The organism is Streptomyces sp. NPDC014801 (assembly GCF_043082085.1).
Taxonomy (GTDB): domain Bacteria; phylum Actinomycetota; class Actinomycetes; order Streptomycetales; family Streptomycetaceae; genus Streptomyces.
In genome coordinates, this window is record NZ_JBIBXG010000026.1 from 1 (window position 1) to 11,865 (window position 11,865).

General features: G+C 66.1%; 15 protein-coding genes and 1 pseudogene. 2 read left to right on the forward strand and 14 right to left on the reverse strand.

Going from position 1 to position 11,865, the window contains the following annotated elements:
• A partial coding sequence (locus ACF1AL_RS38690; RefSeq protein WP_391781311.1) for a transposase occupies positions 1 to 206 on the reverse strand: 206 nt, incomplete at its 3' end.
• A 1,736-nt stretch (positions 207 to 1,942) separates the two neighbouring features.
• On the reverse strand, positions 1,943 to 2,077 hold the full coding sequence (locus ACF1AL_RS38695; RefSeq protein ID WP_391781312.1) for a hypothetical protein: 135 nt from the start codon (positions 2,075 to 2,077) through the stop codon (positions 1,943 to 1,945).
• A 958-nt stretch (positions 2,078 to 3,035) separates the two neighbouring features.
• Here ACF1AL_RS38695 and ACF1AL_RS38700 point away from each other — a divergent pair.
• Positions 3,036 to 3,278 carry a hypothetical protein gene (locus tag ACF1AL_RS38700; RefSeq protein ID WP_391781313.1) on the forward strand — a complete coding sequence of 81 codons (243 nt, stop codon included), beginning with the start codon at positions 3,036 to 3,038 and terminating at the stop codon, positions 3,276 to 3,278.
• Between the two features lie 630 nt (positions 3,279 to 3,908).
• On the opposite strand, the gene ACF1AL_RS38705 is transcribed toward ACF1AL_RS38700, so the two are convergent.
• Positions 3,909 to 4,109, reverse strand: a complete 201-nt coding sequence (locus ACF1AL_RS38705; protein ID WP_391781315.1) for a hypothetical protein — start codon at positions 4,107 to 4,109, stop codon at positions 3,909 to 3,911.
• A 306-nt stretch (positions 4,110 to 4,415) separates the two neighbouring features.
• Entirely contained in the window at positions 4,416 to 4,736 is a 321-nt protein-coding gene (locus ACF1AL_RS38710; RefSeq protein ID WP_391781333.1) for a transposase family protein, read from the reverse strand.
• A gap of 833 nt (positions 4,737 to 5,569) precedes the next feature.
• Here ACF1AL_RS38710 and ACF1AL_RS38715 point away from each other — a divergent pair.
• Positions 5,570 to 5,956: a hypothetical protein gene (locus ACF1AL_RS38715; RefSeq protein WP_391828775.1), complete on the forward strand. Its 387-nt coding sequence runs from the start codon at positions 5,570 to 5,572 to the stop codon at positions 5,954 to 5,956.
• Between the two features lie 42 nt (positions 5,957 to 5,998).
• On the opposite strand, the gene ACF1AL_RS38720 is transcribed toward ACF1AL_RS38715, so the two are convergent.
• The 10 genes and pseudogenes from ACF1AL_RS38720 to ACF1AL_RS38765 all read right to left on the reverse strand — a co-directional run bounded on the left by ACF1AL_RS38720 (position 5,999) and on the right by ACF1AL_RS38765 (position 11,841).
• On the reverse strand, positions 5,999 to 6,199 hold the full coding sequence (locus ACF1AL_RS38720; RefSeq protein ID WP_391781317.1) for a hypothetical protein: 201 nt from the start codon (positions 6,197 to 6,199) through the stop codon (positions 5,999 to 6,001).
• 523 nt (positions 6,200 to 6,722) lie between these two features.
• Complete coding sequence (locus ACF1AL_RS38725; RefSeq protein ID WP_391781318.1) at positions 6,723 to 7,079, reverse strand: DUF6193 family natural product biosynthesis protein; 357 nt, start codon at positions 7,077 to 7,079, stop codon at positions 6,723 to 6,725.
• Between the two features lie 318 nt (positions 7,080 to 7,397).
• The gene (locus tag ACF1AL_RS38730) at positions 7,398 to 7,811 is read right to left on the reverse strand and encodes a hypothetical protein (RefSeq protein ID WP_391781319.1); all 414 of its coding nucleotides are present in this window, start codon (positions 7,809 to 7,811) and stop codon (positions 7,398 to 7,400) included.
• A 529-nt stretch (positions 7,812 to 8,340) separates the two neighbouring features.
• The gene (locus ACF1AL_RS38735) at positions 8,341 to 8,886 is read right to left on the reverse strand and encodes a hypothetical protein (RefSeq protein ID WP_391781320.1); all 546 of its coding nucleotides are present in this window, start codon (positions 8,884 to 8,886) and stop codon (positions 8,341 to 8,343) included.
• A gap of 24 nt (positions 8,887 to 8,910) precedes the next feature.
• A complete protein-coding gene (locus ACF1AL_RS38740) occupies positions 8,911 to 9,498 on the reverse strand; it encodes a hypothetical protein (RefSeq protein ID WP_391781321.1) in 588 nt (195 codons plus the stop codon).
• 118 nt (positions 9,499 to 9,616) lie between these two features.
• Positions 9,617 to 9,875 (reverse strand): annotated as a pseudogene (locus ACF1AL_RS38745) (transposase); the annotation flags it as partial.
• A 270-nt stretch (positions 9,876 to 10,145) separates the two neighbouring features.
• The gene (locus tag ACF1AL_RS38750) at positions 10,146 to 10,256 is read right to left on the reverse strand and encodes an LPXTG cell wall anchor domain-containing protein (RefSeq protein WP_391706738.1); all 111 of its coding nucleotides are present in this window, start codon (positions 10,254 to 10,256) and stop codon (positions 10,146 to 10,148) included.
• A complete protein-coding gene (locus ACF1AL_RS38755; protein WP_391781322.1) occupies positions 10,253 to 10,864 on the reverse strand; it encodes an RHS repeat-associated core domain-containing protein in 612 nt (203 codons plus the stop codon). Before ACF1AL_RS38755 ends, ACF1AL_RS38750 begins: the two co-directional genes overlap by 4 nt.
• A gap of 323 nt (positions 10,865 to 11,187) precedes the next feature.
• A complete protein-coding gene (locus tag ACF1AL_RS38760) occupies positions 11,188 to 11,355 on the reverse strand; it encodes a hypothetical protein (protein ID WP_391706744.1) in 168 nt (55 codons plus the stop codon).
• 303 nt (positions 11,356 to 11,658) lie between these two features.
• A complete protein-coding gene (locus ACF1AL_RS38765; protein WP_391706747.1) occupies positions 11,659 to 11,841 on the reverse strand; it encodes a hypothetical protein in 183 nt (60 codons plus the stop codon).
• Positions 11,842 to 11,865 lie beyond the last annotated feature (24 nt).

Sequence of the window (11,865 nt, forward strand, 5' to 3'; positions counted from 1 at the left end):
GACCAGCGGCGGAAACGCTCGTAGACCGTCTTCCACGGCCCGTAGCGTTCGGGCAGGTCCCGCCAGGCCGCCCCCGTGGACAGCTTCCACAGGATCCCGTTGACCACCTGGCGGCGGTCCCGCACCGGCCGGCCCATCCGCGGCGGGGCCAGCAACGGCTCGATCACCGCCCACGACTCATCGGTCAGCTCATGACGACGCACCACGAACAGACCAACGAGCGCACCACTTTGCGGACACGGCCTAGGAACACATCCCCGCTCACACAGCCTAAACACCCAAACCACCCCGGCGGGAGGCACGCCTCGGCGCAGACCTCTCCTGTGATGAAATTGTCGACGATCGTCTTGGTGGAGCTGACGTCGCTGTGGCTCGCACTGATGGCCTCCTGCCTACCGTGCGTGCAGTGCGGCGGGCCGCCCCTGGCGAATCGCGCCGGGCGGGCAGGTTCCGCAGACCCACCTGCGCCGTGCCTGCTCCTCCAGCAGAAGGCGCAACCCGGCGCAGGCGCAGAAGCGTGCCTGCCTGTCGCTCCACACGGGCATCTCATGTACGTGAGGTCAATGAGAGCCGGTCTTGAGGCGGGTTCTCATTGACCTCACGTACATGAGCTCGGCTTCCGAGTTTCAGGTTGCTCGTCGCAGAGGAACGACGATCTCCTCTCAAGCCATCCCGCCTCAACGACTTGCCGCCGGGTGCGTGAAAGACGGTCGGGGACATACCGACGAGCTTGGCGAGGTTGGCGCCGGTTAGGAGCCGCTGACCAGCCGCGAGGCTTGTTGGCCCTCTGGGCTCTGTACCCCTGAGGCGGTCAGCGGGCCGGCCGCGGACCGCTACCGAGCCGTGGCGTACGAGTTCTCCAACCGGTACGCCGGAACCGAGATGCCGGGGGGCCTCACCCAGCGGGCTCGGATCCCAAGTGAGGCGCACTTCGACCTTGCCCAGCCCCTGCCCTTCACCACTCACCCTGCCACTCCCCCTCCGGACCGTCGCAAGGCCTTCCCACACGGTTGAAGTATGCGTTCACGGCGGCTTCTTGATGCATCTGAAGGCAGTTCCGTGATTGCCCGACCTCTCCAGCACAGTTTCGCGCTGGCTGCGTGGGTGGGGCGCGCCCGCGGAGACTTGTCGCGTGCGTCCTCGGGGCCGTTGCTGAGGCGCCGACGACCGGGGCGTTGCGGATCTTCCGCGGCGTCGACGGTACAGGTCCAATCCCAAGGTGCCGGCGATCGGGGCGTCAGAGTCGGTCTTGATGACGAACCGACTTGGTGCTGTCAGTCTCGAAGTTGGGAGCTGGGCCTGCACGTTGATCAGGCTTGGCGGTGCAGCGGCTTCGGCGGCGATGCTTTGCTGGGGGCAGGCAGACCAGAGGGCGGAAAACTTACCGGGATCGGGCAATGGCGGGACGGCGGCGCCCTCGCATAATCCTCGCGTGTCCGAGTCTGCTGCGCCGCTGCCGCCCCAAGCTCTTCCCGAGGGCATACGCCTGTGGTCGTCCGATGAGGCTGCCGCCTGGGTGCGGGCAGGCTGTGCGCGGTGGGCGCGGCCGTGGTGGTCGGCGGCGGCGTTGGCGGTGAGTGTCGTCTGGGCGGTCGCCGTGACGCCGGACCGGCCTTGCACCGAGGCCGCGCCGTGCGGTGCGGACTGGCCGGGGCTGGGAGAGGTGGGTCTGGCCCTGGGGCTCCTGCTGTGGGTTTTCCAGCTACCCGAGCTGACTGTGGTAGCTGCGCCCGTTCTTGCCGTGCTGGTCGGTTCCCTGGAACTGCCGGGTGCCGATCCGGCGGCAATGGCCGCGAACGGCTCGGTGCTTCCCGCGCTCTGCTTCGGCTGGGCCGGCGCTGTGGAGCGCCTCGCTGCCCGTCATCGGCAGCGGAAGGCCGCGGAGTGCGTGACACCGGCACGCGGGGGGTGCCCTGGACCTGACGCGCCAGTGCGGCGCGGGTCAGTCCCGCTCGCGCTCGGACTGCTGCTTCTCGCTGTGACCGCCACTGCTGTCGTCCAAGCACTTGACGGGGTTCGTGCGGACGAACGCCACGCCGTGCGGGCGGAGCGTCTGACCGCACAGGTCGTGGGTCATGGAACGGAGTCGGTCCGGCTGCGGACGGACGACGGACGCCGTCTGACGGTCGCTTCCTCGCTGCCGGAGGACTACGCGCGCGGCGGTGCCGTGACGGTGCTGGAGGATGGGTCGTGGCGGCGCCTGGCGGCTGAGCCGTATGACGCGTTCGGCTGGCAGCTGCTGATGCTGGCGGCCGGCCTGCCTGGTGTCTCCCTGTTCGTCGCCGGTCTTCTGGCCCGGCGCCGTGCTGTCGCGCTGCGGGATGCTCCCGTGCCGGTTCTGCGCGTGCTGACCCGAGTCGACGAGTACGGTGGAACGTGGATTTACGCGGGAGACGACACCAGCGGCCGTGCACCGGTCCTGCGAGCCCGGTTCGAACCGGTGGAAGCAGCCGACGGGCCGCAGTCTTGGAAGGTCTCCAGGCAAGCGGAGAACGAACCGTTCGCCACGGACACACAGCTGCGTGAGGCCGTCCTTTTCGGCGCCCCGTACGAGGGGGCAGAGGTGGTACTCCTCACCACCGACCGAGATGCCCGTCCGGTCGTTGTCCGCACGACCAGCGCCGTACGGACGTCACATGCCGCGGAAGCACGGAAGCCTCCCTGGGGAACGGGGCAGGAGGTGGCCGGGACGCCGCGCAATGGCTCGCTCGAGAGCCGCGCCCCCGAACAGACGGCTCCCTGTGGTGTTCCCCGGCGCTGGGGACCGGGCCCTCTGGCACGCTTGACTGGCCTGGCCCTGGCCCTCTGCAACACGGCAGGCGTGTCCTACGTCGTCCACTCCGTCGTCTCAGGGGGTTCCGTGTGGCAGCCTTGCTCTCCTGCCCGGCATAGCGATCTTCAGCAGGATCTCCGCCGAACTGCTCAACTGGCGCGTCGTCGCCGACAGTTCCGGGCTATGGCTGACCGGCGCCTGGCGAGTACGGCACGTGCCCTGGGACCGTCTGGGCGGCGCCTGCTACACCAAGGACGGGAGCGTGACGATCACGGTGCCCGGTGACCGGACCTGGGCACTGGAGGGTTTGGGCTGGCCCAAGGCAGAACGGATCTTCGGTGCGCATCCGCCGCATGTGCGCATGATTGAGGAGGTCACCGCGCTTCGCACCCACCCGGAACTGCGGCCCACCCATCCCGCCGCACGCGGCGACCATGCTCGTCCCATGGGCTTCGTGCTCCTCACGTTCGCCGCCCTGACCGCCGTGGCCACGCTGTTCGTCTGACGACCACGACTTCACCCCGTCCGGCGGACACAAAAGGCGTCTCCTCACACGGCAGCGCGTCCCGCTCTCGGGGCGCGAGCGACAGCATCCTCAACCCGGCACCAACCGATGGGACCGACATGCTTGCCCGACTCCCCCTGGCCTACCTGCTCATCATGTCGGCCTTCTCCACCTTCCTGTTCTGCTTCGCCGTGGACAGATGGATGAAGGTACGCGCGCTGACGCTGGTGTTCCTCGGTGCTTCCGTCGCCTGCTGCGCCGGAATGGTCGCTGTCGGCCAGGCCCAGGCGCAGCACTGGGACGCCCGCCAGATGCTGGTGCTGTACTCGTTCGCATGGGCCGGTCTGGCGATCGGGCTTCTCCCCTATAGGACGCTTTTGCTGCAGTACGGCGAAGGTTGGCAAAACGACACAAAAAGGGCGCGATATGAATATCCTGGAGGCGTTCCCGGACGGCTTCGGTCTCGTGGAGTAGCTGCCAGCCGGCTCGGACTCAGAGTGCGAGGAGGACTCGCTTCCTCAGCAGCGCAAAGCCGGCGCGTCCATACATCTGTCGCTTCAGCATCTTAAAAGTTGCGTGGAATCTACCGGCGGTCTTCCCCGACGCAACGAACGGCGACACCAGAACCCCCTAGGGGTTGTCGTCCGTGAGTTTCACCTGTGTCCTCGGGTTGCCGCTGGCGTCGAGCGAGTAGACCTCGAAGGTCAGGTTGGCCTTGTCGCCGTCAGCATCCGTGACGGTGTTGCGCAGGACGGCCATGGAGGTGTTGACGCTCCAGACGCCATTCGTCTGTGTGAACGTCGGCCCGGCCTGCGGGGTTTTGCCCGACACGGGGCGGTTCGCTGCGGCCAGGGAAGGCCGCTCGGGGCCGGCCGCCGGCCGCGACGACGGTGCGCCGCTGGGGTCCGGATTGGGAAGGAAGCGTTCAGCTGCGGCTGTGGGACCTGCCCCTTGGGCAGCGGCCCCGCTGGTGACAGCGAGTGGGACCGCGTGAGCAGCGCCGTGCCGATCGCCATGCGAGATAGCGCGCGTCGTCAGACAACTGGTTGATCCTCTCGTGCCGCCCGCGCCCACCGGCGGCGTCCTTTGGTCGAGTGGGAGTCGGCGGCCCCAGATGTGTGACCGCCAGCTTCCTTCCTATGCGGGCGGGTGCACCGGCAGCCGCGTGGTGAACCGTGCGTGCGGGGCGGCCAGCCGCGAGAACGGCTCGGCGAACGTCCGACGCGGGCAGTCCGCCGACCCGCAGATGAAACGGCGGACCGTCAGCCGAATCACGAAGCCCTGCTCAGCGAGCGGAAGATCTTTCAGCCTGCGCTGGTACCGGTCGTGCACTCGGTCTGAGAAGCGACCGCAGTCCGGACAGGCAGAGCCGGCCGCGCGGCCTCTCGCCACCACCTCGACCGTGCCGAACACGGCCGTAACCGCCTCGACGTCCACATCCTCAATCCCGGCGAACACCAGCAAGTCCCAGAACGATGCATCGGTCTACATGACCAGCACCATCACCGGCCACAACCGGCCGCAGCAGCGGCCAGCAAAAACCTGAGGGAGCGTCAATTCGGATCGCCGGACGACAAGGCGTACGCGGTCTCACGCGAATCTGTCTCCGCGCGGTCGAACAGCCGGGTAACGCTCCGCGACGACTCCCCAAGATCTGTGCCAGAACCCAGTAGCGACGTCGCTTGTCGATGGGTTTGGGAGGCGCCCTGTTCCACGGATGAGTGATGTCGACGAGTTTGGGAGGCACCGGGGTTCTTGCCAGGGCAGCATCGGGATACTCCTGGTGAAAGGTTCTGGTCATGCAACGAATGTCGAAGGTCGAGCTGTACGCGGCGATCCGGCGTGACCACCGTGGCGGCCTGTCGATGCGGGAGCGAGAACGGGCAGCTGCGGCAACAAGCTCGCGCTTACCTTGGGCAGCAGGTTGAGCAGCTCGGCAGCCACGACCTGGTCGACCGCGTCAATGAACTCACGGAGGAGAACCTCCGACTGTCCACGGCAGAACGGCAGGCAACCGCTCAGAACCCGGGACTCCAGCAGAGAGTCGCCGAGCTTGAGGACGACCCGGCAGCCGCACACACATGTCTTCGCCGCATGATCCGCAACGAGAATCGGTTGCCATCAGAGCCCTGGATCCCGCCGATCATGGGTTCTGGAATCATTCGTGCATGGAATTCGAACTCACGCCGCCCACCGGTCTCCGCGCCCTGGTCATCGGCATGCCCCGCGAGGCGGCAGACTAGGCACTCGCCTCGTTCCGCGATCCCTCAACGATCTCGGAATCAGACCAGTTGGGCAGGTTCGTCTTCCGGCCAAGCGGCCTGATGGTCAGCATTCACTGCTCGCGCGGCGAGCTCGGAGCAATCGAGCTGGGCCGACCCGCTGGCGGCCAGGACATCGTCCGGTTCCGCGGCATCGATGTCTTCGGTCTGCCCGCTGCCGAGGTGGTCGTCCTGCTGCGCGGGCTCGCCACGATCATCGAGGCCGAGGACGACCCGGCCTCCTTCATCGCGCCAGACCTACTCCTCAGCTTCTGGCGCTCCTTCGAAGCGGACGACGAACCCGACGAAGAACAGGGCCATTACTTCAGCTCGGTCCTCCTGGCTCGACCCGGCTACTACGACACACCCGCTGAAGCCGCTGCCAGGCGCCGCGCAGCTGGGCACCAGGAGCCATGACCTGACGAGTTCGGCTGGTGACGATCCACCCGTTGCGGTCTATCAGAGTGGAAGGGCCTCATCAACCATCGTCTTCAGGTCTGTCGGCAGATCAGGTGAGTCCTGCCAGTTCTGGGCGATCAGCAAGAGCGCAACCCATGCGTCACGCGCCTCAGCGTTCGACTGCCCGGAAAAGACCGCGTCCAGCACCCGCCTGGCAAGACCGTCGACAACCTCATACAGGGCATTCGAGACCTTGCTCACGTCGTCCAGAGGCGAGCCCGCAGCATGAGACGGTGCACCGTCGAGCCGGATGGTGACTGAGGCAGCGGAATACGTCCTTCCATGGAGGAAGTCACGAAGGCTGCCAACTTGATGACGAGACGGCAGAAGCGGCTGATCAGGACTCTGAGGCACCCCGTCACCCTACTTGAAGCGGGACCGTCGCTAACGCCCCTCACACAGTAGCGAAGCCCTGAGCTGCAACGAGGCCACATAGACCCGATAACGATGGTGCGTGGTGCGGTGACGAGGTACAGGACGCGGACCTGCTCGATGTCGTCGGTGTACTGGCGCAACTGGGGGCCGGCGGTGTCGCCGGGAATCAGTTCGTCTACGTCGGGGTCGACGGAGATGACGAACAGGGCCCCGACCTGGCAGCACGTCTGACGACTCGGGCGGCCCGGTTCCCCGGGCGACCCTTACCTGAGGTCTGAACCCTGGGGTGCGGCCTCCGCGCTTTCCTGGGCCAACAGGGACGATTACAGGGTCTTCGCCGGGGTTCCTGTTACCCCTGTTTGGTTGACTTACGGCCTTCTACCCATGCCGCCGTGAACTCCACTGCCTCGGCCGGATCGTCTGTAAGAAATAGACAGATATCGTCCGGATATGGCCACGCGATAACCCGGTATTCTCCATTGACGGCAGAGATCGCAGGCAACTCATCTTTGATCTCTTCGAGGGAGTCGGTCTCCGAGAACGTGAGTGACCACATCGATAGGGTCGGATAGAGCGACCTCAAAGTGGGATTTTCCGAAGCCGCCGAGATCAATTTACGCATTTCTTGGGTCGTCAAACTGTCCGCTGACTGTGAGGGGTGAAATTCTTCGAGTACAGCATCCCACTCTTCATCACGATTTCTCATAGAGAGACGATCCTTGGAGTTGGTGAGTGAAGTCAAGTACGGGCGGTGCCGGCCTCGGGTCTAGCAGGGTGCGTTGCCGTTATAGAAGGTGGTGACGGCGCGCGCCGACTTGATTCCGCACACGAATGGGACCTCCACGGTGCGGAGAGGAACCTCAACAACACAAAACAGGGCTTGAAGTCGTAAGGACGGCGGCAGATGACGGCGGCCGGGTCGTTGACCCGGGGGCTGTGACGGCCGATCCACCCCGGGCCCGCGCCGTCGCGGCGAACATCGGCCGTCCTCACCGCCTGACGCCCTCGCCGCACACACAAACTCTCAGCTGTCGGTGGTCAGAACCTCCACCAGTGCCTCAACAGCGACCACAGCATCCGGGGTGGCCAGCACGAGCACCGGATCAGGGCTGTGCAGCAGGTGTCCGCTCCAAACCCGGAAGACCGCGCTGCCGTCCACCCCCTCCTTCGCGAAGGAGATACATCCCGGCAGATATCTCACATCGTCGCGCCCACTGGGCGCCCAGGGTGGAGGACCGTCCGAGAACCGGAGGTAGTTGTGACTGGTGGATGGATACCACTGGCACAACGCGGTCGCCCGGGCGGCCAGCACCAGCTCCTCCTCAACAGGAGGCACCCACGAGGCGGCCGTGCTGCGCACCCACGCATCATTGGCTCGTGCGCATTGCACCTGCCATTCCCAGTCATCTTCCAGCGACCATCGCGCACCATCTCCCATGAGCCGAGTCTGACCGAACACCTGAGCTCAGGTAACCCCCGAGGAGAATGGACTTGACGCGCACGCTCCACCGCTCCCACCGCTTGACAAACCGGCATGAGGAATCGACGTGCCCGGCCTCTGTTGTAGGTACGGGCTGCTAACAAAAGGCAATTGCCGGGCAATCCGACCGGGGCCTCAGCCAGTGCGCCGCGCTCCTGGACGGTGTCGACCGCGATCTCGGTGACCATGCCCGGCTCGACCAGCGTCACGTCGAGCTTCGTCCTGGAGCCCCAGGACGATGTGAAGCGGGCGTCCTCCCAGGGGAGCCGCCCGGGGGCGGCCGGCGTCAGCCGCTCGGCGAGCTGGCGTGCGGCGTCCTTGCGTTGAGGTGTGCTGCGGCCGACCGGGCGCAGTTGGCCGGTGTCGTCGTAGCGGCCCAGGATGAGCGTCTGGGGGCGGCGGTCTAGGCCCTGTCTGACATTTCCCGACGAGGGCAAGGAGGGCTCGTGCCAGGCCGGCCAGCCCCGGTGCAGTTGTCAGGTAGGCCCTAATCCCAGCGGCCCGGATCGTGGACGGCCCGGGTCCACTGGGCCTCGAACTCTTCTGGGCCGATCACGAACGGCACCCACGCGGGGTCGTAGCGGTCCATCAACGGCGGGTTGAAGGGCCAGTCGTCTGGAGTGCTCCGGTAGGCCATTCCGTCTTCGGTCAGCTCGACCTGGCGGAGCCGACGACCGTCAGGGCCGACCTCCATCAGGTAGATCATCGGATCGTCGTTCTCCCACCGGCGGCTCAGGTACAGCAGGTGCTGGCCGGCCAAGGCGCCGAAGCCCGGCATGCCACGCTGGGTGTCTCGTTCGGCTCGGGCTTCGGCCAAGCCTGGTGGTGTGGTCGGTCCGTCGACGTCGGCCTCGTCAAGACCCCAAGTGTCGGCCTCCGCGCGGGTGGCCTCGGTGTGTACGACTTCCACGCCGGCGAAGGTCTCCAGCACCTCCTCTTCGGACCGGGCGTAGACCCACCACCAGGTGCCGCCCATGCCGTAGTCGTGCAGGACCAGGAAACGTGTCTTCGATGCAGCGTCAGAAGGGGCCACCCGCACACCCTAAGACGTGGTTTCTCATGGCTGCGGCGCGGAGTGGGCAGCTTTAGGGAAGCCCAGTTCGTCCAGCAGCGCGTCGAACAGCTCCTCCACGAAGGTCTCCTGGGCGCGCAGCAGTTCCTCGATCCGAGACTGATGCGCCGTGGCCCGTACACCAGCCGCTGAAGCCCAGATGAGAGCGCCCTCGGCGTCGGCCGGCACCTCTGCATCGATCTCTGCACGCTTATGTCCGATAGCTTCTTCGAACTCTGGAGTGGCGATCCATAGGCTCATGTCGTCCACATCTTCGGGTTCCTCGACGAGGAGAGCTGCGGCGTTGTCCAGGTTGAGCCATGCCTGCCAGCGGTGCCCGTCGGCGTCCAGGCCGGTTACGAGGGCAACGCTGCTGTCGGAGACATCGGCGACGCAGGCCGGAGCACCGGTCCATTCGACCAAGGTGGACAGGTGTTCGTCCTCCCAGATGCCTTGTTCCCACTGCAGGGTCTGCCAGCCGCCCGGTCGCGGCTGCCACTCATGCACGTCGTCTGGATCGGTGCTGGCGAAGAGGGGCGCTTCCAACAGGGGGCGCTCGCTGCGTGCAAAGACCAGATGACCGGAAAAGCCCATGGAACCTCCTCGTCGAATACCAGCGCACCCTACGGGCTGTCACTGACACCACCAGCGCCGGCCGACTGCTGCTCCCGAGGGACTGGCTCACCGGATCGGTCGGCGGTAGCCGATGGGCTGCGGCTATGCCGGCGAAGGCGAGGAAGTGCTCGGCTTTGCGTTCGTAGCGGCGGTGTAGCCTGCGGCAGCCAGACAGCCAAGAAACGGTTCCTTTCGACGACCCAGCGGTGGCGGCCCAGCCGCTGCGAGGACTCGACACCTTTGCGGGCAATGCGAGGGCGGACGCCACGTTCGCGCAGCCAGCGGCGCAGGTGGTCGTCGTCGTATCCCTTATCTGCGTGCAGTTTCGCCGGCCGCCGACGGCGCGGGCCGCGGCCTGGTCCAGTTCGGCGAGGCGGTCGAGCCGCTCGTACAGGAGCGGACGATCCGTACGCGTTCCTGGGCGCGGCGCGCGGTGCTCTCGAGGGGCAAGTGCCTCGGAGTGGCGGTCACCGCATTGCACGGCAGATGCGGTCTTTGACCGCATCTGCCGCCTACTGCAGGACCGCAGGCTCCGGTCCGTATCGACCCGATCCTGGGCCTGGCGCCGCAGGCTTTGCCGCCGAGCCAGTCTCCACGCTGCGGACCGTTCCTCGCCGTGCCTCAGCTCAGCTGATGACCCACTTGTCGATCACGTAGAGGACCACTCCGATGACGCCGAGGGCCAGCCCGGCCAAGATGAGCCAGGTGAGTCGCTTCTGCTTTCCGGTTTGAGTCATGACATGCACGAATCGATCATGGCGAGTCCCGATCCGATAAAGCCGAGGCCGCCGCCGATAGCGGCAAGAGAGGCGGGCGTACGAAGTCCGCCGCTGCCGAACGCGCTGGCCACTCCGGCACCGAAGGAAAGAGCCCCACCCACCACCGAGAAGCCACCTGCGACACAACCAAGCACACTGGTACCGGCAGGGTCGCTGTTGTTGACCGGATCGCCGGCGGCGTAGAGGTAGGGATTGGCGTCCTGGCCGGAGGGGTCGGGCTGGGTGAAGCGGCCGAGGGTGGGGTCGTAGTAGCGGGCGCCCATCTTGTACAAGCCCGTCGGGTCTAGGTAGGAGCCCGCGTAGCGGTACGGCTGGGGTACCGCTTCGGTGGGTGTGGTGCGGGGCAGGCCGGTGGGGCCGTAGGCGTAGGTGTGGGTGCGTTTGCCGGTGTCGTCGACGAGACCGAGGACGTTGCCCGTGGCGTCGGTGAGGTAGTAGTGGGAGTTCCTCCCAGTCGTCATAGAGTTCAACGTGCCCGCCGGTTCGCGGATGAATCCGGTGTCGATGCCGTTGGTCGTCGTGGACGCGAGGCCGAGCGCGGTGTGGTGGAACCAGGTCGGTCCCATCTTGGTGCGCTCGGAGTTGTCCGTGCCGGCGTGGACGAGGTCGTACGTAGTGGCGCCGGTTGTGATGCCGGAGAGCTGGCTGTAGTCCGTCCACGTCTCACCGGTGCGGGCGGTGGCCGATGCGCCGGCGGTTTCGTTGCCGAGGTTGTCGTACGACCAGCCGGTGGTGGTGCCGTTCTTGGCGGTCAGCTGGGAGGCGTCGTTGTAGGTGTAGGTGGTGGCTCCGGGGCAGGTGTTTTTGGTGCCGTCTGTGCTGGTGAGGTTGCCTGCCTTGTGCCCGTGTTGAGAGCCATGTGGGCGAGGCGCGGCGCGCGCGCCCTGCTTCAGGTGGCCACGTCGCTGTGCACGCGAGCGGCGCCGGGCTGGACGCGCACCATCAGGGAGTTGGAGCCGACGTATTCACCGCCCGCCAGCGAACGGATGATCGCTGGGGAGAGCCATCCTCGCCGGTATCTGACCACGGCCACGCCCGCGCTGACTGCCAGGATCACGAGGAGCGGGTAGAGCCAGGCCTCTTTCGGCGCTGATCCGCTGACACTCCCCATCACGTCGAACACTACGTACACGGCCAAGGCTACGGCCGCCATCATCAGCAGGCCGCGTGGGCGGCTGGAGATGCTGCCGCCATTGTCTTGGCCTATGCGTCAGTAGGCCCATTCATTTACGCCTGCCGAAGAAGCGAAGGCAGATGATCACGATCGCCACAATGAATGCTCCAATAATGAGTGACGCAGGAGCACTTAGTGACGGCACAATGATACCCGCCTCCGGAAGTGTCATGTCTGTCACCCAGATCACCGACTCCCGGCATTGTTTCGACTCGAACGCCACACCCAGAGATCAGCCGCCACCAACGCCAGGCCCAGAATCGCCGGGATGCTGCCCGCTGCAATACTCCCCTGTGCCAGAGCTGAAATGCCCAACGTAATGAGGAGGATCGCTGCCACAAGTCCAACAGCCAGGAAGATCTTCACCATGGATAACCTCCGTGTCGGGGGCCT

Bases quoted from the DNA above. Each gene is read 5' to 3' on its own strand.
- ACF1AL_RS38695 (WP_391781312.1), bottom strand. From the start codon at position 2,077: ATGACCCACGACCTGTGCGGTCAGACGCTCCGCCCGCACGGCGTGGCG.
- ACF1AL_RS38725 (WP_391781318.1), bottom strand. From the start codon at position 7,079: ATGAGAAATCGTGATGAAGAGTGGGATGCTGTACTCGAAGAATTTCAC.
- ACF1AL_RS38730 (WP_391781319.1), bottom strand. From the start codon at position 7,811: ATGGGAGATGGTGCGCGATGGTCGCTGGAAGATGACTGGGAATGGCAG.
- ACF1AL_RS38740 (WP_391781321.1), bottom strand. From the start codon at position 9,498: ATGGGCTTTTCCGGTCATCTGGTCTTTGCACGCAGCGAGCGCCCCCTG.
- ACF1AL_RS38750 (WP_391706738.1), bottom strand. From the start codon at position 10,256: ATGACTCAAACCGGAAAGCAGAAGCGACTCACCTGGCTCATCTTGGCC.
- ACF1AL_RS38755 (WP_391781322.1), bottom strand. From the start codon at position 10,864: ATGGGACCGACCTGGTTCCACCACACCGCGCTCGGCCTCGCGTCCACG.
- ACF1AL_RS38765 (WP_391706747.1), bottom strand. From the start codon at position 11,841: ATGGTGAAGATCTTCCTGGCTGTTGGACTTGTGGCAGCGATCCTCCTC.